Genomic DNA, 23,274 nt, shown 5'->3' with positions numbered 1-23,274 from the left:
CAATGACTAATCAAGTGATTTCGGGATTGTTTGATTGTCAGGTGTTTTACGCATTGACCGATTACAGCGGATGAACGCGAATCATGTAGACAATTTTCTCTAGTCCCTAACTTCGCGCGCACGCAATTGAGCAAATGGGAAGCCTACTTCTTCACTTATCGTTTTTGAAGCAGTTCAGCAAAATCCAATAGCAACCGTTGATCGGCAGTGGCCAAGCCCGCCATGATGGTCGTAATTTTTCGAGCTTGATCGCTTGGTAACGCGCTTGTTGCCGCTAACAGGTCGCCAATACCGACATCTAGTGCATCGGCGATAACCCAAAGGCGCTCCAACGAAGGCATAGAAATGCCGCGCTCAAATCGGGAGACGGTTTCTGCGTCGACCTCAACCAACCCCGCAAGCTCATCTTGCGTCAGCTTGCCAAGCTTACGCCGCTCGGCAATGGAGGCGCCCAGTTTCCGCCGGAAGTCCTCGGGAAATTCCCTTTTTTTAGGTCGCACGTCACATCCTTTGATACGTATCAAAGTGTTGACAATCGACGTGATATGTAGAATGATCTTATTTGCTGACAGTCAACAAATTAGGTCTAATTAACATCTTGGAGTGGTCAAAGTTAGCCGCCCATAATTTTTTGCGTGGTCGTTACTTACAAAGAGCACAAAGCGACATTGCCCTTTTGGGGAAGGACTGACGCATTATTGGAGGGCTGCGGAGCTCGCTCTGCAGCGGTCATGGTTTTTTTATTTACCTGTCACAGGTATGCATACATCCTCCACCAAAGCTGAACATCGAAATCGGCCTTTGGCATACAAGGACTGCTCATGCTTGAAGCTCTTCGCCCTAAAGCCTCAACAAGCTTAAAAGAGTTGACGCGTCTGACGGGGTCTTATGCGCCACACCTGCTGTACCCCTCAGCGCTCAAAGAGACGGTTCTTCTTTGCCTGGCCAGAGATTTGAGGATGGTTGAGCGCCTCTCATTTGAGGAGGGTGAACTTGATGCGCCACTTGCACCTTCGCTCTTTGTCGTCTGCGAACTTTTGATGCGACCTGGTACGAAGTACCACGCAAACGGTCAATTCCAAATGACGGAAGCGGGTCTTGCCCGCGCAATCAAGGTTCTGCAGGGTGCCGTCGAAAGAGAAATAGTCAGCCGCATTGTGGGAGTGGGCAGTGGACTTGATGAGGACGAATTCTTTCTCACTGAGCTGGATTCAAGTCAACGCAGTGAAGGAGCCGACTTGTGATCAAGATCCCTGACGAAGCGATTACTGAGGCCATTCAGTACTTCGGCATGGCGCATGTGCAACGCATTCAACAAGAGCTGGTTGAGGGCATGCGTAACGGAGAACCACGCGGATATGTCGCGCTCCGCGGATTGCTTGGGCAACTTGAAGAAATCTCGCAATTGACGGATAAACAGGTGGAACTCGCGACAGATTGGAACGTCATTGAAGACCTGCAGGATCCCGAGATTACACCGATGCTCTCGCCGGCCCGATACATCAGTCTGCTCGGGATCGACGTCGAAACGTTGTCTCGGAATGCCCAGGTATCTGTAAGCGCAATCACGGAGAGGCCAGGCACGGCCAAGATCCAAGCACATCTCAGAAAAAACCTCCTCGTCATCAAAGCCGCCTATGACGCATCAGGCAGCGATCTACCGAAAGCGCTGCATTGGTTCCGAACAGAACAGCTTTCTCCATTTGGTCAAAGAACCGCGGAGAAAGCAGTTGCGGACGGCCGAGCGTACGACGTGATCCGCCTGATTGATTCCCTCCACGCCGGAGCTGCGGGTTAGCCGCCATGGTTACATGAGCGATGTAAATGCTCTTAAGAACGAGTACGAGTTCTAGTCTTTGAGTACCCAAAGATGAATTCCGAAGATTTAGCCCGTGAGCTCACCAAAGCTAATCAGGCCTTGACCGAAAAGGACCGACTCATCAAGCATCACCAGATCGCGCTTGACCTGGTCACGTCGACACCTGATCACCGCGACCAGCTGATCAGCAGTGCACGAGCTACCGTCGCGCGTTGGCGTTCACAGCGCCTTTCCAGCCGGGACCACATAGAGAGGTGGAATGAAATTCTGAATATGGAACCCACCAAGATGGCGATCACCATGGTTTCTGCGGTCGATGGTTGGGGGCCGACTCTTCGCCAGAACTCGCCGTGGGTCGATGATGAAGAATTGGAAGCAACTGTTGGCATTCAGAGCCCAAACAGCCCTGCACATCTATATGGTGTGCTGACAGTCCGGGAAATGGCAGATCGTCTGAAATGTTCGCCGGAGGCGGTTTATGAACGCACGGTTGCCGGCGAGTTTATTTTCCTCTCGTCGCCATCCCGAGTCGACGACCGGCGCTACCCAGCGTTTCAACTCGATGAGCGTGTGGACAAGCCGCTACTAAAGCAAACCATTCAAAAATACCGGGACGCCGACGTCAACTCGACCCTGCTCTGGAGTTTCTTGCGGGCCCCATTGAAGATATACGTCGGCCTGACAGCTATCGAAATATTGCTAGGCGATATGCCGCGTCATTTTGAAATGCTAACGCTCGAAGAAAGATCCTGGCTATATCTCGATGTGGTGGACGAAGAGATTTCGCGCGTGCGATGGTAAGTGTGCCGCGGATTCCCGCGGGCCCAGAGCTTCTACAAAATCTGTGTAGTAGACCCTTATGGAATCCTAAATGCTTTCACTTTGTCGATGGATGACCCGTCCGACCAAATAGCAATGCTTGGCAAAAAACTGTTTACGAGGAAATCGCTGCGTATCAGGATTGTCGCAATGAAGCCACCAGGCTCCTACGTCTCGAAATGCGCGGCGTAACAACATCTTTCCTTCGTAATTAACCGCATACACCAGTCCATCAACTGGAAGTAAATCCGCGGTATTGACGACGACCAAGTCGGCTCTGGAAATGGTGGGTTGCATCCCATCATCGCCACTCTGAATCGCCAACAATTTGCGCTCGTCGTATCCATTTACAGTCAGCCAATCTCGCCTGAAAGCGATAAAGCTTGCCGCAGGCAGAATAGGTTTTACAGAAAATCCCTTTACGCCTTTCTTCAACAACAACTCCACACAGGGAATCCGCGCATATTCCTGCCCGCCCTCTGTGGGTGCTGTCTCCGGGCCTACGGCGACCAAAACCTCCTGAAGCTCTGAGGCCAGGCGAGGACTAAATTGCTCAAGAGGCACCCCCAATCCTCGAGCAAAGCGGCAGCCGGCCTTCAAATTCAAAGGACGGTGACCATGGAGGTACTGCCAAACCATCGATGCAGAGCCTAGCTTGTGCTGTTCACCAAACGCTTTTTGACTCATCAACGCGCGCTCCGCGAAAATATCGCTCAATAGCTGGGCTTCCTGCTGCTCGGTCATGTAGCAATGCTATCTCAAAATAAACCGCTTACGCAAATTCTTAAGCGATGCTATTATTTGACCTATGAGCCAGCCAAGCCAGCACTACGTCAGCCTCGCACCGCGCGGTCGTATTGGCATTCGGCATGATTCCGCTCGTCTTCCTCTACTCGCTTGCCCGCACTGCAAGTCCCCTGGAGGCACAGAATGAACGAAGATAAAGGCGCCACGCAAGAGAAGGCGGGTCGCCTGGAAAGCGCCATTTTTTCGATTGGCCCTGCTGAAGACCAAGTCGTGCGGCTTGACCTTAGCGACGGAGTGACGAGTCGTAATTTTGAGTATGCGGACCTACTCAAGGGAGACGAGTTCGGCCGTCGCGTGAGCGCGGTCATAGAAAAGGACGGAAGTCCCCTGGTTTACATTGCCGATATTCCTCAGGGATCCCCGGAGGTCGGCAAGAGGCTAGCGCAGCTTCTCGGCAACCGGGGGGAAACCGCCGTCTTGCTCGACATCCACCGCTCCCCTGGGAAGCAAACAATCGCTGCACGCGCTTGGCCGTGCATGCTCGATGCGGAAACCCACCTGCAACTCGACCTGGGTAATCCGGTTGATGCACGCTCCATACTTGGCGATTTGCAAGAGGGTCTATGGGGTTCAGATAGCAATGCTTATCAAGAGCAGCGCTTGCGTAATTTGCTTGTAGACAGCGTCGAAACCGTATCCAGCGCATTTTTAAAAGCCACCGCCGGCAAGCGTCGCGATCTTGGGTCAGGTCAAGAGGTCCTCGCATTGGTTGGAAGGGCCCTGTTCACGCGATTTCTATTGGACAGGGGGATTCTTTCGGAAAAGACTGCGCCCGCGCTCTGGGGATCAATGGGAACCGACGGCGAGTTGGCGTTTAGTTCGGCAAGCCAGGCAGCTGCAATTTGTCTCTGGTTAGATCAGACCTTCAACGGCGAGTTCATGCCCCTTTCGGCGCGGAAAGGGTATCAAGCGTATTTCGAGGACCTACTTCGACGCGCGCCGACGGCTTTAGAGCCTTTGGGGTGGATCGTGGGCCGCACGGACGTTGGTGGTCAACTCCCCCTATGGGAAAAACTGGATTTCTCCCATATTCCGGCTGGCACCTTGAGCGAGGTTTATGAAGACTACGCACACCGAAAAGCGCCGCGCACAGCCAAAAAAACGAGTGTGCACTTTACCCCGCGACATGTGGCGCGGACCATGGTACGCCAAGCTTTGGCGGGACTGCCGCCAGAGAAAGTTGCCTATGCCAAAATTCTCGACCCTGCAGTCGGTGCGGCAGTTTTTCTATCCCTTTCATTTCGGGAACTCGCTCGACATCGGGCGATTAGTGATGATGGGGTGTGGCCAGATACAAAAAAACTCCGCGACATTCTGTACGGGCAGCTTCGCGGGATGGACCTCAACTCCGATGCATTAAATCTCGCTGCATTAACGCTGTACCTTACAGCCATCGAACTTGATGCAAACCCAGTCCCCCCAGAGAAACTGAAGTTCGATCGCCGGCTAATTGGATCCGTACTTCACGACGTGGGAATTAAAGATCCCCACGATTCACACGCGGCAAGATTGGGAAGTCTTCGGAAAAATTCCGTCGTAGGCGTCGGAATTTTCGACGCAATCATAGGCAACCCGCCCTGGACCTCCATGGGTTTGGGGGATGGTCCAGACGGTGAGGATTCGGAAGAGGAAAGCACGGCCTCTGATGCGTTGGTGCGTGAGGTGGAGTCGATTGCAGCCGCATGCATTGAGGCCCGAGGCGTGAAGGTTGGCGGCCGCTATGCTCATCCTGACAAAGTCCCAGATCTTGCATTTCTCTGGAAAGCGACACAGTGGGCCAAACCCGGTGGAATCATCTCGCTTCTAGTTCACCAGCGACTGCTGATCAAGCAAAGCACTCAATGGAAACTTGCGCGGCAGGCCTTGTTTTCGAGCATTGAGATTGACGGAATTCTTAATGCCGGCGAGTTTGCAAACCACGATCAGTTGATTTGGCCTGGCATTGAATCTCCGTTCTGTATTGTTTTTGCCAGAAACAACGTACCTCCCAAAGATCACCGGACTGTGTTGTTGACGCTCGCCGTAGAGCCTACATTGCTGCGTCGTCGCCAGATCCGCATCGATCCGATGGCCACGATGAGTGTCACGATTGCTGAATTTGACGAGCATCCAGGAGGCATGGTTGTTCGCACCAAAGGATGCGAGCTAGACAGGGCGCTCCTGCAGCGCTGGGCCGCACGTGTTGCGCTTCCGAAGGACAAGCCGCTTGATACTCAAAATCATCGGCGCCTGCCTTTAACAACAATTGGCGCCTGCGTCGATCAAATTGCAGAAAAAAAACCCAAACGAGGATTCAAGACTGGCCTGAAGAAGACCAAGCTGCCTGAATGGTACAAAGATCTCCCCGCTCAGGCGAAAGAATTGGCGGGCAAATCAGAAGAGCGTATTGCGGGTGAGATCAATGCCTCAGATATTCATCTCAATTTCATCCATCGGCCAGTACGGTCATCACCTACGCTGGAGTGGTATACGCCACCCATTCTGTTGATTCGCCAAGCCGCTGGCAAGCTGGGAGATCTGGAGCGCACCGCGCTGATCACACCATCGGCCAACCAAACACCCGTGCTCTACCCATTCGCATTTTTGGGCACACCTTTGAAGAATACGGCCGAGGCGCTTCTTTACGCCAAATATATTGCGGTCTGGGTCAATAGCTCAATTTTCAGCTACTACCAAACGCTCACGTCAACGCAGCTTTCGTTTGGGATCAAGACACTTATAAACGAAGAGATATTGGAAACGCCTGCGCTGGATCCGCGCAAGGCGTTACAGGCGCAACTCACTAACAAAAAGGAAATAGAAAGTCTCTTCGCTCAACTTGCTCGGCCAAGTGGCTCATCACAGGCAGACATTGACGCCTGGGCGTTCAAAATCCTGGGGATGGATGAGAACGAGATGCGACTTGTCGAAGACACCCTGTCTGTCGCTTATCCCATCGGAAAACCGCGGCAGAGCGGCAAGACCTGGGTATCGGTTACCCAAGTCGAGCGCTACCTCAATGAACTTCGCAGAGAGCTTAGCCAAGTAGAAGATGCGGTGGATGTTCAATCGCTTCAACTGGTATCTACGGGTGATTCCTTGAGTGGTTGGCGATTTGTCACCTGGCGGCTAGCAGGTCCGATGGCCAAAGGACAAGTTGATATCAAGCTTGAGAAGATTGACGAGGATTCGTTGCTGCAGCTAGTTCGAGACAAGTATCCTGAAGGGGAGGTTTGGGCTGCAGCGGCCAAGGGTCAGTTTGTTTTCGGACAACTTGCTTTAAATCGCCTTTGGCTGCCATCTCGCGCATGCCTGGTAGCTCAAGTAATGGTCGCTTGGGCCGACCAAGCCGCCGAGTGACACAAGAGTTCTGCTTCTTCCATCCAAGAGATCCAGACAAGGGTCCGGTGAGGTCGACGCTGAACAAACGGTCTCTAAAAATTATCGTAGATGCTATCGGCTCGGCATGGAGCGAAATTGACTCATTCCCCTACCGAAAATCTAAGCCATTCAAGCCCGCCGATTATTTCGACGAGGACGAACTGACCACGAAGCTGGCCGAGATTCTGAACGACAAACTGACTAACAATTCGATTTCCAGATTTCGAAAAGAAAATTTTCAAACCGTTGTTCGCGATGGCAAGCAAAGCACAAGCTCACTTAACAGCTCGGAGCAGATGCCAGATCTCACGTTTCGGATGATTCAGTGTGCACCAGGAGAGGATCGAGAGGAATCAGCATTGTTTGTGGAGGCGAAACTGGTAAGCGAAACTACTGGATGTCGCCAGTACGTTGTGAGTGGCTTGTTCAGGTTCGTCTCCGGTAAATATGCTCCCCAAGTCACGTTTGGCATGATGCTTGGTTATTCAACCACCAAATTCAAAGATCCAGATCTGCATCTTCATAGCTATTACGCCTCTGCCAGTTCAGAAGAAGCTTTACTCTGCGCATCCAAGGTCGTCTTGGGAGGAATAGCTAAAGACTGTTTTGAAAGCACCCATAGTCGGCAAACACCTTGTGCGCCTGAGTTCAAGGCTCTTCATCTTTGGCTTCCTCGACCTGTTGATTGACTCTATCGTCCCGCAAAACACATCCGTGTATCTCAACGCCCAGTCGATCACTCTTTGCTGACGGTGCCAGTTGGAGCAAATACGTCACGTGAGCGGGATTTGCTCTACTTAGTACACCCCTTAAACCGGTGAATTGGCTTACGATAGTTGCTCTGACCACTCGGCCACCTAATTTGGCGGCGGGCGGCAAGCACCACTAATTGGCGGCAAGTGGAGAGGTCCAATAAAACGGCCGCCCCCAGGGAGAGATCACGGTGGAGATACGCTTTCGCTTTCTGCTGGACACAAACATCCTGATCCCTCTGCAGGACTCTATGGTGGTCCTGCAACCGGCACTGACTGACTTCGTCCGGCTGTGCAATGCCCATGGGCATCAGCTGCTTTATCACCCCGCGTCCGTTGAAGACATCCAGCGCGACGGGAATGTCGAGCGTCGTACCCGTACACTGGCTCGGCTACCTCAGTACACTCTGCTCCAGGAAGGCGACCCATGTCCTTGGAATACGCCCGCCACATCGGTTAACGACGCCTGCGACAACAGAATTCTGTGGACACTGGACCAGAATGCAGCGCACGCACTCGTCACGGAAGACCAGAGGCTGCACCGCAAAGCACGTGATCGCGGACTAAGTGACCGGGTTTATTTCATTCAGTCCGCGCAAGACTGGCTCCAGCGCCTCCACGAGCCAGCGGAGGTCACTCTTCCAAACATCGAAGAGGTGGAGCTCCACACTCTGACACCTCAGCTTGGCGGAGCCTTCTTCCAAACCTTGCGAAATGACTATGCAGGCTTTAACCAATGGTTTCAGCGGATTGCCATGGAGGGCCGTCGCGCTTGGGTATATCGGGAGCCGGGGCAGGTGGATGTACAAGCAATTTGCATCTTTACTGTGCAAGCCGACGAGCGAATCACCGATGACGCCCAAGTACTCGACGGTCTCGCGCTTAAATTGTGCACGTTTAAGGTGGGCGAAGTAGTCCGGGGCCGAAAGATCGGCGAGTTGTTCCTGCGAGCGGCTTTTCAGTTCGCCACGATCCATCAGTGTGAACACATCTTCCTTCACGCAAATGAAGAACAGCAGGTACACCTGACGAGCCTGATCGAAGATTTTGGATTCCGAGCAGTTGGCGCGTATATGAATGATGCCGTGTTCGTGAAGTCGCATCCAGTGAATCCGCCACCGATGCAGATTGAGCCGTTCGAGTACGTTCGTCGTTACTATCCGCATTACCTCGACGACCTTGAGGTTCAGAAGTACATCGTTCCGATCCAGCCACAGTTTCACGACATCCTCTTCCCGGACTGGATGGCTCCCGGTCAAGCGCTGCCCACCAACCATCCTCAGCGGCACGTTGGCAATGCCATCAAACTGGCATATCTATCGAACGCGCTCACTAAACTCCCAAAACCCGGTGATCTGGTTTTGTTCTACCGCAGTCACGACCTAAAGGCCATCACCACTCTGGGTGTGGTTGAGCGCTATGAATGGATGGGCGAGGCCGGCGAGATCGCCAGGGTTGTGAGCCGACGTACCGTCTACACCGATGCTCAGATCACGGAGATGACTCGGGCCGAAACCAAGGTTATGCTATTCCGGCTAATCCGGCACTTTGAAAATCCTGTGCCACTCGCGCTACTTTTAGCGTCGCCCCCTATCGTCAACGGCTTCATTCAGTCCACCACTCACATCTCCGATGAGTCTTTTTCAAGAATCCTCACAGCAGCCAACGGGTAGAGCCGTCCTTCTGTCGATCAAGCCAAAGTATGCTGACCTAATCATTGCAGGCAGCAAGACGGTAGAACTACGCCGCAGTTGGCCGTCCAACGATGTCGGCGTGATGATCATCTATTCCTCTGCGCCTGTACAGCGCCTGACCGGCATCGCTCTGGTCAAGGAAATCAAGGAGTGCGACTTCGACACGCTTTGGGTGATCTCGCAAGCCCATGGTGGCGGCGTTACCCAAGAAGAGCTCAAGGAGTACATTGGCAAAAAGAAACAGTCTTATGGCGTCATGCTAGGGCGTGTGATTCCCGCTGAAATCCTGGTTGATCCAAAGCCGTTGTTCCCCAATTTCACGCCACCCCAAGGCTTTATGTACTTGAGCCCACTGGACTATCAACGTGTGACGATTGCCATGTTTCCGTCGGGAATAGATTTATGAACATTTTCGTTGCGGGGATACACGGTGTTGGCAAAACCTATTTGGCTAGCCGGCTGCCTGCGGCCATGGGTCTACTGCACACCTCTGCCAGCAAACTTATCAAAGAAGAGCTTGCACTACCGGAGTGGAACCCTGACAAGCGTGTGACAGACGTCATGCAAAACCAGGTGGCATTGGTCAAAGCCGTCGCAAGGCATAACTCTAAGGGCACAGCACTGCTGCTCGACGGGCACTTCGTGCTTTTGAACACAGACGGTGAGTTCGTGCAGTTGAGCGCAGAAGTTTTCAAGACATTGAACCTGAGCGCAGTGCTGCTGGTCGAGGCTGATCCTAAAGTTGTATCGGTCCGAGTCCAAGGTCGAGATAATTTGCGACGCGATTCAGACTGGCTTGCGACATTCATGTGCAACGAGCGCGAACACACCAAGGCCGCCTGCAGCGAGTTGAATGTGCCGTTGCGAATTTTGATGTCGCCGAGTGAGGCTGAGTTCGCCTCCGCAGTTGCCTCATTGCTTTAGTAGCTGATGCAGTTCGGTGATTCGCTTGAGTTATTGAAACCGTCCAAGGGTCGAGCTGCACACAAGTATTCACTCTCAAAAATTAAATCTTGTGAATAGCCGTGGAAGCGAAATTTCGCAGATGCCAGTTTTTTTGATCTCCTCAGAATTGAATCATTTGTCATCCCGCATCATTAAGGCAAGATGGGCGAGTCGATCTTTGATGGATGCTACCTTTGCACCAATTTTATTCGCTGCGGCGTGGGCACTCGTGAGGCAACTTGTCGTGTGATCAACTCGCTCGCCCTTGTGAGTAAGGTAAAGGACATTCTTGAAATTTCCCCAGAAGACGTTCATCTGGCCATTCAATTTTTCAATCTCCTCCATAAGTGGTGGTTCGTGCAAACCTGCAAATGCGCGAAGTTCATCCAGCTCTCCACAGGCTAACAAATAGCGCAAGTCGTACTCGCTATCCGTCATCTTTGATCCCCGAAGGATGACAAGATTTGTGACAGAGAATTCGCGAGCAATCTTGCTGAGTAGCATATGCGCTTCGGCGAGACGCCGAATAGCATCGCCCCTGGCTTGGTCTACCTGTTCGCGTTCGTGTTTCGCAGCATCGCGTGTAAGTTGAAAGTGCTGAGTGACGCGTTGACTACGTAGCTGCAGATAGGCTGTCAGCGCCACGCCGAGCAACGCCGAAAGTGCAGTAACTATCGAAATAAGGATCGTAGTTTCCATTGGTGACTATCTAAGTAAGATTGAAATTGAGAGAACCAGACTTTAAAGCTTCGTCCTTGAACAGTATGAATGTTCTCTGTCCAACTGATGGCGTAGCCTTGCTGAGGTGTGTGTGTATTCAAGAATACGCACTCTGTCGACGCCGCATCAGCAAGTAGACCGCCGGGATCACAAACATGGACAGTAAGGGGGCGGTGATCATCCCTCCGACCATGGGCGCGGCAATGCGTTGCATGACCTCAGAGCCGGTGCCAGCGCCCCACATGATGGGGAACAGGCCGGCCAGGATGACCGCCACCGTCATCGCCTTGGGCCGAACCCGTAGCACGGCACCCTCCCGAATCGCATCCAGCAGGTCGGCGGTCGTGGTCTTTCCTTGGTCGAGCCGGTCGTCCCAGGCCGATTTGAGGTACAGCAGCATGATCACGCCGAACTCGGCGGAAACCCCGGCCAAGGCAATGAACCCAACCGCGCCTGCCACCGACAGGTTGTAGCTCAGCAGGTACAGCAGCCAGATACCGCCCACTAGGGCAAACGGCAGCGTGGCCATGATCAACAATGCCTCGTCAAAGCGTTTGAAGGTCAGGTAGAGCAGCACAAAAATGATCAGCAGCGTGAATGGCACCACCACCTTGAGTTTGGCCGTGGCACGCTCCAGGAACTCGAACTGGCCCGACCAGGACACCGAATAGCCGGGCGGCAGCTTGACTTTGTCCACCACGGCTTTCTGCATGTCCTGCACAGCCGAGCGCAGGTCGCGGCCCCGGATGTCCACGTAAACCCAGCCCGAGAGGCGTGCGTTTTCGCTGCGCAGCATGGGTGGGCCGTCGGTGATGCGAATGTCGGCCACGTCCGAGAGCACCAGGCGTTGGCCGCGTTCCGTCACAAAGGGCAAGCTGCGCAACTTTTCCAACGAATCTCGGACTTCCCTGGGGTAGCGCATATTGATGGGGAAGCGCTGCAAGCCTTCGACCGTTTCACCAATGTTCTCACCGCCCACGGCTGAACTGATGACAGATTGCACGTCCGCGATGTTCAGGCCAAAACGGGATGCCGCATCGCGCTTGATGTTGACGTCGATGTAGCGCCCACCGGTCAGGCGTTCGGCTAAAGCGCTCGAGACACCCGGCACATCCTTGAGCGCCCGCTCGATCTCGCCGGTGAGCCTGTCTATCGTGACCAGGTCGGTACCCGCCACCTTGACGCCTACCGGGCTCTTGATCCCGGTGGCAAGCATGTCAATGCGGTTGCGAATCGGCGGCACCCAGATGTTGGACAAACCAGGCACCTTGACGATGCGGTCCAGCTCCTCCACCAGCTTGTCCTGGGTCATGCCGGCACGCCACTGCTCGCGCGGCTTGAATTGGATGGTCGTTTCAAACATTTCCATAGGTGCCGGGTCGGTTGCGGTCTCCGCGCGTCCGGCCTTGCCATATACGCTGGCGACCTCAGGGACGGTTTTGATCAGCCGGTCGGTCTGCTGCAACAGCTCGCTGGCTTTGCCGGCCGACAGGCCCGGCAGCGCCGATGGCATGTAGAGCAGATCACCTTCATCCAGCCTTGGCATGAATTCACCGCCGATATGCTGCAGCGGCCAGAGGCTGATGACCAGAGCGACGCCGGCAACCAGCAAGGTGAGTTTCGGTGCGCGCAGCACCACCTCCAGCATCGGCCGGTAGATGGCGATCAGCAGGCGGTTTAAGGGGTTGGACTTCTCATCGGGAATCCGGCCACGGATCAAATAGCCCATCAACACGGGGATCAGCGTCACCGACAGCCCGGCTGCCGCCGCCATGGCATAGGTCTTGGTGAAGGCCAGCGGCGAGAACAAGCGTCCCTCCTGGGCTTCCAGCGTGAACACCGGAATAAACGACAAGGTGATGATTAGCAGCGAGAAGAACAGCGCCGGCCCGACTTCGGCTGCCGCGTCGCCTATGACCCGCCAGCGCGCCTCGCCCTCCAGCGTTTCGCCTGGATGGTCATGCCCCCAATGCTCCAGGTGTTTGTGGGCGTTCTCGATCATCACCACGGCGGCATCCACCATGGCGCCGATGGCAATCGCGATGCCGCCCAGCGACATGATGTTGGCATTAACGCCTTGGTAGTGCATCACGATGAAAGCGGCGAGAATGCCCAGCGGCAGCGAGATAATGGCCACGAACGCCGAGCGCAGGTGGAACAGGAAGATGAAGCACACCACGGCGACCACCAGGAATTCCTCCAACAACTTTTGCGTGAGGTTGTCCACGGCGCGCTCGATCAAGCCCGAGCGGTCGTAAGTCGGCACGATTTCAACGCCCTTGGGCAGGCTGGATTGCAGGGTCTGTATTTTGGCTTTGACGGCTGCGATGGTCTCCAGTGCGTTCTTGCCGGAGCGCATGATGATCACGCCGCCGGCGGCTTCTCCTTCGCCGTCGAGTTCACCGATGCCGCGGCGCATTTCGGGACCGATCTGGATTCGTGCCACGTCGCCCAGTCGCACCGAGATACCGGCAGGCGTGGTCATCAGCGGAACGGAGCGGAAATCGTCCAGGCTTTGCAAATACCCTGAGGCCCGCACCATGTATTCGGCTTCCCCGAGTTCCAGCACCGAGCCGCCGGCTTCCTGGTTGGCCTTCTGGATGGCCTCGACCACCTTGGTATGCGGAATCGCGTAGGCGGCCAGCTTGTCGGGGTCCAGCACAATCTGGTACTGGCGCACCATGCCGCCGACCGATGCGACTTCAGCCACATTCGGCACGGTTTTGAGTTCGTACTTGAGAAACCAGTCCTGCAGTGCCCGCAGCTGCCCGGCATCCTGCGTGCCGCTGCGATCAATCAGGGCGTACTGGTAAATCCAGCCCACACCGGTGGCGTCCGGACCCAGTGAGGCCTTGGCTGCCGCCGGCAGGCGCGACTGGACCTGGTTCAGGTACTCCAGCACGCGGGAGCGCGCCCAGTAGAGGTCTGTGCCGTCCTCGAACAGCACATAGACGTAGGAATCGCCAAAGAAGGAATAGCCGCGCACCGTCTTGGCTCCGGGCACCGATAGCATGGTGGTTGTCAGCGGGTAGGTGACCTGGTTCTCGACAATGCGCGGCGCCTGGCCGGGGTAGGTGGTGCGGATGATGACCTGCACGTCGGACAGGTCGGGCAAGGCGTCCAGTGGCGTTTTTGTCACCGAATACACGCCCCAGGCCGCGATCATTAGCGTGGCCAGCAGCACCAGGAAACGGTTGCCGATGGACCAGCGGATCAGGCGGGCGATCACCGCTGGGCTCCCGATGAGGGGGTTTTGGGCAACTGCGATGAAACAGGTGCCACAGGCGTGATGGAGGTCAGAGTCGGCTCGCCGTCCTTGGGCAGCACAAACTCAAACTGGACCCTGTCCCCTTTGGCCACGTTGCGCGGCATGCCGCCGACCGGTGCCTTGAACTCCATGGTCATGGCGCCCATACCGGCCGTGGGAAGCGCGCCATGGGCCAGCAAGGCGCTATCCTTGTCGATGGCGATCACCTGCGCTTCACCAGGGTGCCGGGCCAGTGGCGGCGGGGTAACCTCGCTGTTGAGCCGGGCCTCCACGCCCTTGAGACTGGCTTCCGAGTCAATCAGGAACTGTGACGACACCACCACACGTTGGCCCGCCTGCAGGCCGCGTTTGATTTCCGTCTGGCCGCCGCTTTCAATGCCGGCTTCGACATCGACGGGCCGGAAGCGGCCGTTCTCCTCAGCCAGCATCACGACCATGCGTTTGCCGGTCTGGAGGACGGCTTCGGTGGGAACCAACAAAGCCTTCTCCGCCCGCATGTCCATGAACTGCATGGTCACGAACATGCCCGGCACCAGGCGTGAGCCAGGGTTGGCCAGCTCCAGCCGGGCTTTGCGCGTGCGCGTCGCCGCATTGACGTCTGGCAGGATGGCTTGCACCTTGCCTTCGAAGGTCGTGCCGGGCACGGCCGGGCTGCGGGCTTGTACCTTTGCGCCCGGGCGCAGGAACGCCGCCTGGCTTTCGGGCACCTCGGCGTTGGCCCAGACCGTCGAAAGACCGTTGATGCGAAATAAGGTCATTCCTGCCGACACCGTCATGCCCTCGCGTGCCAGCAGTTCCACCACCACGCCGCCCAACGGCGCCGTGATCGTGGTGCGGGCCTGTGTCTTGCCGCTGGTCTCCACCAGGCGTATCTGCTCATCGTTCATGCCGGCCTGGCGCATGCGCTGGCGCGCGCCGTCGACCAGCGATCCCAGGTCATTACCCTGCATGCGTTTGAGGGCCAGAAACTCCTCCTGGGCCGCCACCCAGTCCGGAACATACAGGTCCACCAATGGCTGACCCTTGACCACCGGGTCCAGCGTGGCGCGCACGTGGAGGCGCTCGACATAGCCTGTCGCCCGGGCCTGCACGGTGGCCTGGTCGCGCTCGTTGAACGCAATGTTGCCGACCGCGGAGACTTGGGGCGACAGCGTGCCTTCGGTGACCGCAGCGGTACGCACCCCGAGGTTCTGCTGAATCCTCGGACTGATGGTGACTTTGCCCTGGTCGGAATCGCTGTCGGCATAGACCGGCACCAGCATCATGTCCATGAAGGGCGACTTGGCCGGTTTGTCGAACTTGTTGCCTGGCACCATGGGGTCCTGGTAGTACAGGATCTTGCGGCCACTGGCCGGATCGGTATCGCCGGCTTTGAGGCCCGCGCTGATGTGACGGCGCGTGGCTTCTTCGCCTTGGGCGATGCTTTGGGGCCCGGCTGTGGGCGTGGCCGCTGGAGTCGGCGGCGCTTCACCCGGTGGGGCGACGGTAGCCATGCTGTTGCCGTTTTTCATGCCCAGGGCGTAGAGGCCGTAGCCTGCGCCGCCCAGTGCGCCGGCACCGACCAGCGCGGCAATCAGGTATTTTTTGTTCATGGCTGTTCCTTGGCTTGTGCCGGCATGCTGTGTTCGGGGAATAGGAAGTTGAGTTGGGCCCAGGAGCGCGTGGTTTCCATTTCCAGCGTCAGGGCCTGCATACGGGTGTCAATCTCATCGCGGCGTGCGGCCAATGCCCCGGTCAGATCGCTCTTGCCTGTGCGGTAGGTGGTCAGTGCGGCCTCAGTACGCTGACGGGCTGTTGGGATCAGTTCATTACGATAGCGGGCGACCCGGTCTTTGCCTGTTTGCCAGTCGTTCAGCCAGCCGCGCACTTCGGCCTCGTGGTTGCGCAGCATGTCTTCGTAGCGGGCTTTGGCCTCGTCGACCATGGCCAGCTTGGCGGCCAGTTCCCGGTTCTGGCGGTTCTTCTGATCCCATTGCAACGGGATGGAAACGCCGATGGAGATCATGTTCGAGTAGGCCGGACCACGCTGGGCATAGCTGGCCTCGACGCTCCAGTCTGCTTGTTTGTTCGCTTGCGCCAGCTTGGCGTCGGTGTTCACGGCATCAACCTCGGCCCCCATGGCCAACAGATCGGGATGCTGCTTGAGGTGCTCACTGGAAAGCTCGCTCTGAAGGGGAGTGGTTTGCCAGGGCGGCGAGCCCGAGAGAGGGCGCTCCGCATCAGGAGCACCTACCCAGCGGGCCAGCATCAGGCCGGCGTTGCGTGACTGGCGGTCGACCTGGCTGAGCCTATCCTCCAGCTGAATCACCGCGCTGCGGGCGGCAAACACGTCGGCCTGGCTGCCCCGGCCGGTGCGAAAAGCAATGTCGGCCGCCTGCACCTGCAGCCGGGTTTCTTCGACCTGCTGCTGCACCAGCTCGCGCATAGCCTGGGTGTAATAGCGGTCCAGCCAGGCCAGCGCCGCGTCGCGCTGCAAGTTGGCCAGGGTCAGCTGGCGCTGCGCCTGTACCCGCTGTGCGTCGCGTTCAAAGCGTTCCGAGCGCAGCTGGCGCTTCTCGGACCGGGTGATTTCCTGCATGACGCCGATGCGGCGCATGGTCATGAAGTCGCGTGTCAGACTGCCGCGGTCCGCGCCGTCGGCCGGCAGGTTGTCGATGCCGAATTTGAGCACCGGGTCGGGGAGCTGGCCGGCCGAGACGGCTTGTTCTCGGGCAGCAGCGGTTAGCGCACTCTGGGCGACCAGTTGTTGGGACCGGCCAATGGCAATGCGCTGCGCTTCGACCAGCGTCAAAGGATCAGCGGCCCACGACGCAGACGTCAGGGCCATCGTCAAGGCGGCGGCAGCAGTCCGATAAATCGGAAATGAAACAAACATAAGACCTCCAGAGCACGAATAAGGACCTGCCGATGCACAGGAAATGCATCAAGCAGAAGCTAGACAGTCGGGGAGGTCAGAGGCGGAAGCAGCAGTTCCGGATGGAGACAGGGGGCGCGGTGGTGCGCTGCAGATGAGGCGCCTGCAGCGGCGCTTCGGAAAACACCGGGACGGCGACCTGCAAGCTGAAATCGGCAGGCAAGGCGCCAAGGGCAATGGGCGCCGGCGAGTGGTACTTGTCGGCAGACTGCTGGCCGGCTTGGCAGTGCGCGTGGCACAGGTTGGGCTGCTGGTCGTCCATGCTGAGCGGCATGGATTCGGCGCAGGGCATGCCCGCTTCAGCCATCGCGGCCGCTTCAGCGATTTTTGATCCGGAACCGGGGCAAACATACCCAGCCACCGCCAGCTGCATGGACAGCAGGCTGACCAGTGCGAAGAGCATTGTGATCAGGCGGTGGCGATGATTTCGGGTCATGGCTTGAGTTTAGTGGACATGTGACTGGCGATGCGCAGGAAAGTTCCGTCCTGCGGGCGTTTGAAACCCAGTGTCGACCGTGAGCGTATATAGCCACTATCTGGAGGAAATGGCTACTATGAAAGACCTGCATCGTTATCAAAAGGCGCTTCATGGAGCTTAAATCCCATTGGGAACAGGTCTACACCACCAAGTCCGCCGAGGCCGTGAGCTGGTACCAGCCTCATGCCACGTTGTCGCTGGACTTGATCTGCCGCATGGCGCAAAGCAAAGCGACGCGTATTGTGGATGTGGGGGGCGGTGCCTCCAGCCTGGTCGATGATCTGCTCGCCCGTGGCATGACCGAAGTGGGTGTACTGGACATCTCCAGTGCCGCGCTCCATGTGGCCCGCCAGAGACTCGGCGAACAGGCAGGGCGCGTCCGATGGATGGAAGGCGACATCACAACCATCGAATTTGAAAAGGCCAGCATTGACATCTGGCATGACCGGGCGGTTTTTCATTTCTTGACCAATCCGGCTGACCGTGCGGCCTATGTGGCCCAGGTACGCCGCGCGGTGCGCCCCGGTGGTCACGTCATCGTGGCGGCGTTCGGGCCGGATGGGCCGCTTCAATGCAGTGGCTTGCCGGTCGTGCGTTATGCGCCTGACGCTCTGCATGCCGAGTTCGGTGGTGCGTTCGAACTACTGGAACACGTGAAGGAAGACCACCTCACGCCTTCAGGGCTTGTGCAGCACTTTGTCTATTGCCATTGCGTCCTGCATTGAAGGACATTCGCATGAATAACCGAAAGCCCTAATTTTGAGATCACTGACACAGCCCGGCGTGCTGGCCACCTTGATGGCCGCAACCTTATTCGGCGCCGGCACCCCGCTGGCCAAATTGCTGTTGGCACAGACAAGTCCCTGGCTGCTGGCCGCTTTGCTCTACCTTGGCTCGGGCATTGGACTGTTTCTATTGCGGCAAGTACGCAAGTCGCCCTCTGTGAGTCTGCCCCGCGGTGAGTGGAAGTGGCTGGGCGGTGCCGTGGTGGCAGGGGGAATGATCGGCCCGGTCCTGTTAATGGTGGGCCTCTCGGGTATGCCGGCGTCAGGAGCTTCGCTCCTCTTGAACGCGGAAGGGGTCTTGACGGCAATGATCGCCTGGTTTGTATTCCGTGAGAACTTTGACAGGCGCATTGCGTTGGGAATGCTGGCCATCGTTGCCGGCGGTGTGGTTCTTTCCTGGCCGGGGGAGGCAAAGTTTGGCGAGTTATGGCCTGCCTTGGCGGTCCTCGGTGCCTGTCTGGCCTGGGGCGTAGACAACAACCTGACACGCAAGGTTTCTTTATCAGACGCCTCGTTCATTGCCATGGTCAAAGGGTTGGCGGCCGGTGCAACCAACCTCGCGCTTGCGCTTTCGTTGGGGGCCACGTGGCCTGCAATTCCCGTCGTGCTGGCGGCTGCGCTGTTGGGCTTTGCCAGTTATGGAGCCAGCCTGGCGCTCTTTGTTCTTGGCTTGCGGCATTTGGGAACTGCGCGCACAGGAGCGTATTTCTCTATCGCGCCATTTGTAGGAGCCGCTTTGGCTATCGCGGTTCTTGGTGAACCCATCACACTGCCGCTGCTCATTGCGGGCATGTTGATGGCCTGGGGCGTCTGGCTGCATCTGACGGAGAGCCACCAACACGCACATATCCACGAACCACTTGAGCACAGCCACGAGCATGAACACGGTTCCGGTGATGAGCATCATGACCATGGGCACGAAACTCCGGTTGGGGCCGGTACACGCCATGTCCACATACACAGGCACGATCCTATTGCCCATACCCACGCACATTTCCCGGATGCCCACCATCGTCATTCACACTAAGAGGGCCGTAGATCGACTGGGCACTTCAGCTTCATGAGATATTTTCAGCCTCTTTTTGCATGGGCGAAACGCCTCAAACATGATGTGATAACGAGAGTCGGCAGGGATTCTTGTAAAAACCCGCAGAAACAAGCTTAAGTCCCTGTCCCTGTTGATCTTTTTCAATCCTTCATAGCCGATTGGCTGATCCCTTCAGGCGGGTTTTTCATCACCGAATCAGGATCAGGCGCCTACGCGCTGAAGCGCTCCAGCCTGCGGGCTCCCGTGACGGATGCTCGCGCTGCTCGCTGGTGGCCTATTCCTGGGCGGCCGGCGCTTGGCATCTAAACGTGCAACGGTCTCAGAGGACTAGACCGCGAGTTTGTCGGGAAGCAGCCGGTCATATTCCGTCTTGACCACGGCGTAGCATTCACAGGTGCGCTGCTCCAGGCCTGGGCGATCCAGCACCGTTATGCGCCCGCGCGAATAGCGGATTAGCCCGAGGGTTTGCAGCTTGAGTGCGCCTTCGGTGACGCCCTCTCGACGCACACCCAGCATATTGGCGATCAGCTCCTGCGTCATGACCAGTTCGTTCCCCTGCAGCCTGTCCAGGCTGAGCAACAGCCAGCGGCATAGCTGCTGGTCCAGCGAATGGTGCCGGTTGCACACCGCCGTTTGCGCCATCTGGGTGATCAGGGCCTGCGTGTAACGCAGCAGCAGATGCAGCACCGGTGCGCGATTGAACTCTTGCTTGATTACATATGCCGTTAACCGGAAGCCCTGGCCAGCGCTTTGCACGACGGCGCGGCTGGGGGTGGATCCGCCGCCCATGAATAGGGAGATGCCGACCAAGCCTTCATGGCCGACCACCGCGATCTCCGCCGAGGCTCCGTTTTCCATCACATAGAGCAAGGAGACAATGGCTGTGGTGGGAAAGTAAACGTGGCTCAGCGTGCTACCCGATTCGTAGAGCACTTGGCCCAGCGGCATGGCAACCCACTCCAGCTGCGGCGCCCATCGTTGCCACTCTACGTCCGGCAATGCAGCAAGCAGCTGGTTCATTTTGGGGTCAGGGGAAGTGGCCATCGCGAGCTCCCGAACGAGTCTGGTTTCGACTAAGACCTCTGGCAGAGGTCGCGCACGTCTTTGGGAGTATAGGTAGTAAAGGTATCTTGATGTGTACGCTACCGAACAAGAGCATTCGATGAACTGCAGCTATGGGCTTTAGCAAGTCACTGGCTGGCTTCGAGAGTTTGGCTACTTGGCGCGGCTGTGGTACCGGTCCGTTGTGCAACCTGAGGATCAGAAGACCGACGCTACTGCGTGAAAGCCCATGGAGGCTACAAGGCATCCACCTCAATGCCAGGGCTCTCCAGGCAATCAAGGCGCCGCAGCAAATGTAAGTTGAGAATAGGAGTCTCTTTGTTGAACTTCAGGCTGAACTTGTCGACGAACGCCGCGGCGGGGACCCCCCAGATATGAATGGAAGCTTGACGCGATCGAATTGGAGGGAGCGTCGTTGGGCATCGTTTCGATATTAGAAGAATTTGTTGCGTGAGCTTGGGCAGGAGTCAGCGCCGTACGATTCCAAGGGGATGGTGATGGCATCAAAATTCAACGGACCAATCTTTCGCCGGAAATCCAGCGTGTAGCCCTCAACCGATTGATGGGCGCTGTGCGAAACGGCGCCCCCTTACCTCTTGGAATCCGTATCCCATAACTGAGATCATCGGCTAGCCTGTTGGGCTCGCGCAGCGTGCGAGCTAATGCCGAAACCAATTGATCTGCAGCGCGTCAACGACGATCAATGTGTGTGCGCTATCGAACGGTGTTCAACACCGAATGCGTGTATGTTGCCGGCATGCTCCATCATTTCTTATCCAACAATCGGGCAGCTTTAATAAATCGCTGCATCCTCAAGGTTGCACAACGGTCTGAACCGCAAGCCAATCAAGCTGCTTCGCTTTACGGAATCCCCTTGTTTCTTGATCAGCTTACGGAGACCTTAGCGATTGAGCAACGGTCATCGAGATCAGGCGCTGATGCGATTTCCGGGCCGGCCGGCGGACCTTCAGAAAAGTCAGAGCTCGGTAAATCTGCCGCCAGGCATGGGCACGAGCTATCGGACCACGGTTTTACAATTGAACAGGTTGTTCATGACTACGGTGACCTCTGTCAATCTATTACCGATATTGCTGTCGAGATGGATGAAAAGATTGGCGCTGATGAATTTCGTACCCTTAACCGCTGCCTGGACAATGGCATGGCAGATGCTGTCACTGAATTTGCACATCAACGCAAGCTGATCAGCGATGACCGGGAAGAGCAAGCAGTGCAGCACCGCCTGGGTACTCTGGTACATGAATTGCGGATTCATATCGATGCTGCCACTCATGCCATTGCCGTCATCAAATCCGGACAGGTTGGGTTCGGCGGGGCAACAGGTGCAGTTTTGGACAGAAGCCTTGTTGGCATGCGAAAAGTCGTCGATCGATCGCTGGCCGAAGCCCGTCTTGCTGCCGGGCTGCCTCCTAATCACGAACTCATTTTGATCAAGGGCTTCATTGACGAGATCCATGAATCGATGCGCTTTGCAGCGATTGCCAAAAAGTGTGAATTTTCGGTGTCTGTGGTGGGCTTGGGCCTGGCTGTGGATGCCGACAGGGATCTGCTTTTCTCGGCTGTAGGAAACCTGCTGCATAACGCCTTCAAGTTCACGAAACCCGGAACCAAAGTCATACTGACCGCTTATGCCGAAGACGAAAAAATACTGATAGATGTGCATGACCATTGCGGAGGTTTGCCAGTGGGAAAGGTGGAAAACCTTTTCGTGCCGTTTTATAAGGCTGGCAACGAAAAATTTGGTTCTGGGCTTGGTCTGTCCTTATCCCGACGCAGCGTAGAAGCCAATAATGGTACTTTAAGCGTTCGAGATGTTCCTGGCTCGGGCTGCGTGTTTACGATCGCTTTGCCGCGAAGTGTCTTGGTAATCTGAGCGCGGGATTACGTGCCGTTGATTTCCATAGGTGCCTAGTCGAGCAGGACGCTGCAGCGCAGCACTTCAAACGTGCAGCTGCAACGCAAAGTTGATGAGCTGCTCACCGCAAAACAACAGCTGGCGCTGCCTAGGTCACCCGTCACGGCGCAGGAGCAGGACGTGGCCAGCATATTGGGACGCTACAGCGCGCCTGATTCTGATTGGGTGGAAAAAAAGCCGCCAGAAGGGGCAAACCAATCGACTAAATGGGATTCAAAAAATCAATGAGGACAGGTACTTAAGCTTGTTTCTGCGGGTTTTTACATGAATCCCTGCCGACCCTCATTTGGTCGCCGTGCAGGATTTTGCCGGACAGCTATTCCTCCGGTTTTCACGAAATATCCCTTGGCTTGCTGGCCGTTGGGTAGTTATGCGGAACCAAAAAGAAACTATAGAATCAACAACTTATGTCGCGATTTTGCACGCTCCTGCTCTGGCTCATGATGCTGGCTTTGCCCATGCAGGGCTTTGCTTCCGCATCGATGCAGTATTGCGGCAAAAGCGTCGACCATACGGCCCTGCAGGCCTCGGTTGAGCCAGAGACGCATCATCGCCATGCTGATGCGTCGAACGATGGCCATGATCACACCATGCATGGAGAGGCGACCCAGGCCGCCAGCGCGGAGCAAACTCCGGATCTGCAAAATCAACTGCCTGATGCTGCCCACAAATGTGGCGTGTGTGCCTCTTGCTGCAACCTTGTCGGCATGACCGCCGCCACTCAGACGGTGGTCATTCATTCCGCTCCCAACGCTGTCTACATCGAGCATTCGATCTTGATCCAAAGCGTTCCCTCGGGCCTGCCCGAGAAACCGCCTCGCGCCTGACGCACCCGGCTGACTGCGGACCTTCGGGCTCCGCAGTACGGGT

The 23,274-nt window shown here is 56.5% G+C and carries 21 protein-coding genes; 13 read left to right on the top strand and 8 right to left on the bottom strand.

The window, feature by feature from the left end; genetic code table 11:
* Window positions 1–155 precede the first annotated feature (155 nt).
* Window positions 156–500, bottom strand: coding sequence for a helix-turn-helix transcriptional regulator (locus tag ABI546_RS11805; RefSeq protein ID WP_348046776.1), 345 nt, complete (start codon window positions 498–500; stop codon window positions 156–158).
* 321 nt (window positions 501–821) lie between these two features.
* Here ABI546_RS11805 and ABI546_RS11800 point away from each other — a divergent pair, with 321 nt between their 5' ends.
* The 3 genes from ABI546_RS11800 to ABI546_RS11790 all read left to right on the top strand — a co-directional run bounded on the left by ABI546_RS11800 (window position 822) and on the right by ABI546_RS11790 (window position 2,620).
* Complete coding sequence (locus ABI546_RS11800; RefSeq protein WP_348046775.1) at window positions 822–1,244, top strand: hypothetical protein; 423 nt, start codon at window positions 822–824, stop codon at window positions 1,242–1,244.
* Entirely contained in the window at window positions 1,241–1,798 is a 558-nt protein-coding gene (locus ABI546_RS11795; protein WP_348046774.1) for a hypothetical protein, read from the top strand. Before ABI546_RS11800 ends, ABI546_RS11795 begins: the two co-directional genes overlap by 4 nt.
* Window positions 1,799–1,870: 72 nt before the next feature.
* On the top strand, window positions 1,871–2,620 hold the full coding sequence (locus ABI546_RS11790; protein ID WP_348046773.1) for a hypothetical protein: 750 nt from the start codon (window positions 1,871–1,873) through the stop codon (window positions 2,618–2,620).
* Between the two features lie 66 nt (window positions 2,621–2,686).
* Here ABI546_RS11790 and ABI546_RS11785 read toward each other — a convergent pair whose 3' ends face one another.
* Window positions 2,687–3,382, bottom strand: coding sequence for a S24 family peptidase (locus ABI546_RS11785; RefSeq protein WP_348046772.1), 696 nt, complete (start codon window positions 3,380–3,382; stop codon window positions 2,687–2,689).
* A 186-nt stretch (window positions 3,383–3,568) separates the two neighbouring features.
* Between ABI546_RS11785 and ABI546_RS11780 the strand changes: the two genes are divergently transcribed.
* The 5 genes from ABI546_RS11780 (at window position 3,569) to ABI546_RS11760 (ending at window position 10,175) form a co-directional block, all read left to right on the top strand.
* Window positions 3,569–6,784 (top strand): N-6 DNA methylase, encoded by a 3,216-nt coding sequence (locus ABI546_RS11780; RefSeq protein WP_348046771.1) that lies wholly within the window; start codon window positions 3,569–3,571, stop codon window positions 6,782–6,784.
* Complete coding sequence (locus tag ABI546_RS11775; RefSeq protein WP_348046770.1) at window positions 6,781–7,494, top strand: hypothetical protein; 714 nt, start codon at window positions 6,781–6,783, stop codon at window positions 7,492–7,494. The genes ABI546_RS11780 and ABI546_RS11775 overlap by 4 nt, the downstream gene beginning before the upstream one ends.
* Window positions 7,495–7,748: 254 nt before the next feature.
* Window positions 7,749–9,230, top strand: a complete 1,482-nt coding sequence (locus ABI546_RS11770; protein ID WP_348046769.1) for an N-acetyltransferase — start codon at window positions 7,749–7,751, stop codon at window positions 9,228–9,230.
* A complete protein-coding gene (locus ABI546_RS11765; protein ID WP_348046768.1) occupies window positions 9,190–9,657 on the top strand; it encodes an ASCH domain-containing protein in 468 nt (155 codons plus the stop codon). Before ABI546_RS11770 ends, ABI546_RS11765 begins: the two co-directional genes overlap by 41 nt.
* Window positions 9,654–10,175, top strand: coding sequence for an ATP-binding protein (locus ABI546_RS11760; RefSeq protein WP_348046767.1), 522 nt, complete (start codon window positions 9,654–9,656; stop codon window positions 10,173–10,175). The genes ABI546_RS11765 and ABI546_RS11760 overlap by 4 nt, the downstream gene beginning before the upstream one ends.
* Before the next feature lie 153 nt (window positions 10,176–10,328).
* On the opposite strand, the gene ABI546_RS11755 is transcribed toward ABI546_RS11760, so the two are convergent.
* The 5 genes from ABI546_RS11755 to ABI546_RS11735 form a co-directional block, all read right to left on the bottom strand.
* Window positions 10,329–10,895 carry a hypothetical protein gene (locus ABI546_RS11755; RefSeq protein ID WP_348046766.1) on the bottom strand — a complete coding sequence of 189 codons (567 nt, stop codon included), beginning with the start codon at window positions 10,893–10,895 and terminating at the stop codon, window positions 10,329–10,331.
* Between the two features lie 118 nt (window positions 10,896–11,013).
* Window positions 11,014–14,145 (bottom strand): efflux RND transporter permease subunit, encoded by a 3,132-nt coding sequence (locus ABI546_RS11750; RefSeq protein ID WP_348046765.1) that lies wholly within the window; start codon window positions 14,143–14,145, stop codon window positions 11,014–11,016.
* Window positions 14,142–15,776: an efflux RND transporter periplasmic adaptor subunit gene (locus tag ABI546_RS11745; protein WP_348046764.1), complete on the bottom strand. Its 1,635-nt coding sequence runs from the start codon at window positions 15,774–15,776 to the stop codon at window positions 14,142–14,144. Before ABI546_RS11745 ends, ABI546_RS11750 begins: the two co-directional genes overlap by 4 nt.
* Window positions 15,773–17,059: a TolC family protein gene (locus ABI546_RS11740; RefSeq protein ID WP_348046763.1), complete on the bottom strand. Its 1,287-nt coding sequence runs from the start codon at window positions 17,057–17,059 to the stop codon at window positions 15,773–15,775. The genes ABI546_RS11745 and ABI546_RS11740 overlap by 4 nt, the downstream gene beginning before the upstream one ends.
* A 76-nt stretch (window positions 17,060–17,135) precedes the next feature.
* Complete coding sequence (locus tag ABI546_RS11735; RefSeq protein WP_348046762.1) at window positions 17,136–17,534, bottom strand: hypothetical protein; 399 nt, start codon at window positions 17,532–17,534, stop codon at window positions 17,136–17,138.
* 152 nt (window positions 17,535–17,686) lie between these two features.
* Between ABI546_RS11735 and ABI546_RS11730 the strand changes: the two genes are divergently transcribed.
* Window positions 17,687–18,301 (top strand): class I SAM-dependent methyltransferase, encoded by a 615-nt coding sequence (locus ABI546_RS11730; protein WP_348046761.1) that lies wholly within the window; start codon window positions 17,687–17,689, stop codon window positions 18,299–18,301.
* 61 nt (window positions 18,302–18,362) lie between these two features.
* The gene (locus ABI546_RS11725) at window positions 18,363–19,388 is read left to right on the top strand and encodes an EamA family transporter (RefSeq protein ID WP_348046863.1); all 1,026 of its coding nucleotides are present in this window, start codon (window positions 18,363–18,365) and stop codon (window positions 19,386–19,388) included.
* A 348-nt stretch (window positions 19,389–19,736) separates the two neighbouring features.
* Here the strand turns inward: ABI546_RS11725 and ABI546_RS11720 are convergent, their stop codons facing one another.
* Window positions 19,737–20,453, bottom strand: a complete 717-nt coding sequence (locus ABI546_RS11720) for a Crp/Fnr family transcriptional regulator (protein WP_348046760.1) — start codon at window positions 20,451–20,453, stop codon at window positions 19,737–19,739.
* A 742-nt stretch (window positions 20,454–21,195) separates the two neighbouring features.
* Between ABI546_RS11720 and ABI546_RS11715 the strand changes: the two genes are divergently transcribed.
* The 3 genes from ABI546_RS11715 to ABI546_RS11705 all read left to right on the top strand — a co-directional run bounded on the left by ABI546_RS11715 (window position 21,196) and on the right by ABI546_RS11705 (window position 23,231).
* The gene (locus ABI546_RS11715) at window positions 21,196–22,362 is read left to right on the top strand and encodes a HAMP domain-containing sensor histidine kinase (protein ID WP_348046759.1); all 1,167 of its coding nucleotides are present in this window, start codon (window positions 21,196–21,198) and stop codon (window positions 22,360–22,362) included.
* Between the two features lie 72 nt (window positions 22,363–22,434).
* Window positions 22,435–22,632 (top strand): hypothetical protein, encoded by a 198-nt coding sequence (locus tag ABI546_RS11710; protein WP_348046758.1) that lies wholly within the window; start codon window positions 22,435–22,437, stop codon window positions 22,630–22,632.
* A 212-nt stretch (window positions 22,633–22,844) separates the two neighbouring features.
* Entirely contained in the window at window positions 22,845–23,231 is a 387-nt protein-coding gene (locus ABI546_RS11705) for a hypothetical protein (RefSeq protein WP_348046757.1), read from the top strand.
* Window positions 23,232–23,274 lie beyond the last annotated feature (43 nt).

The organism is Polaromonas sp., from assembly GCF_039932935.1.
GTDB lineage: Bacteria > Pseudomonadota > Gammaproteobacteria > Burkholderiales > Burkholderiaceae_C > Polaromonas.
The sequence above is the reverse complement of the archived record's forward strand: the minus strand, read 5'-3'. Positions and strand labels throughout refer to the sequence as shown.

What these genes read in the sequence shown, in the direction of transcription:
- ABI546_RS11705 (WP_348046757.1), top strand. Translation starts at nt 22,845, where the DNA reads ATGATGCTGGCTTTGCCCATGCAGGGCTTTGCTTCCGCATCGATGCAG.
- ABI546_RS11790 (WP_348046773.1), top strand. Translation starts at nt 1,871, where the DNA reads ATGAATTCCGAAGATTTAGCCCGTGAGCTCACCAAAGCTAATCAGGCC.
- ABI546_RS11735 (WP_348046762.1), bottom strand. Translation starts at nt 17,534, where the DNA reads ATGACCCGAAATCATCGCCACCGCCTGATCACAATGCTCTTCGCACTG.
- ABI546_RS11760 (WP_348046767.1), top strand. Translation starts at nt 9,654, where the DNA reads ATGAACATTTTCGTTGCGGGGATACACGGTGTTGGCAAAACCTATTTG.
- ABI546_RS11740 (WP_348046763.1), bottom strand. Translation starts at nt 17,059, where the DNA reads ATGTTTGTTTCATTTCCGATTTATCGGACTGCTGCCGCCGCCTTGACG.
- ABI546_RS11720 (WP_348046760.1), bottom strand. Translation starts at nt 20,453, where the DNA reads ATGGCCACTTCCCCTGACCCCAAAATGAACCAGCTGCTTGCTGCATTG.
- ABI546_RS11785 (WP_348046772.1), bottom strand. Translation starts at nt 3,382, where the DNA reads ATGACCGAGCAGCAGGAAGCCCAGCTATTGAGCGATATTTTCGCGGAG.
- ABI546_RS11730 (WP_348046761.1), top strand. Translation starts at nt 17,687, where the DNA reads ATGGAGCTTAAATCCCATTGGGAACAGGTCTACACCACCAAGTCCGCC.
- ABI546_RS11765 (WP_348046768.1), top strand. Translation starts at nt 9,190, where the DNA reads ATGAGTCTTTTTCAAGAATCCTCACAGCAGCCAACGGGTAGAGCCGTC.
- ABI546_RS11800 (WP_348046775.1), top strand. Translation starts at nt 822, where the DNA reads ATGCTTGAAGCTCTTCGCCCTAAAGCCTCAACAAGCTTAAAAGAGTTG.
- ABI546_RS11780 (WP_348046771.1), top strand. Translation starts at nt 3,569, where the DNA reads ATGAACGAAGATAAAGGCGCCACGCAAGAGAAGGCGGGTCGCCTGGAA.
- ABI546_RS11755 (WP_348046766.1), bottom strand. Translation starts at nt 10,895, where the DNA reads ATGGAAACTACGATCCTTATTTCGATAGTTACTGCACTTTCGGCGTTG.
- ABI546_RS11745 (WP_348046764.1), bottom strand. Translation starts at nt 15,776, where the DNA reads ATGAACAAAAAATACCTGATTGCCGCGCTGGTCGGTGCCGGCGCACTG.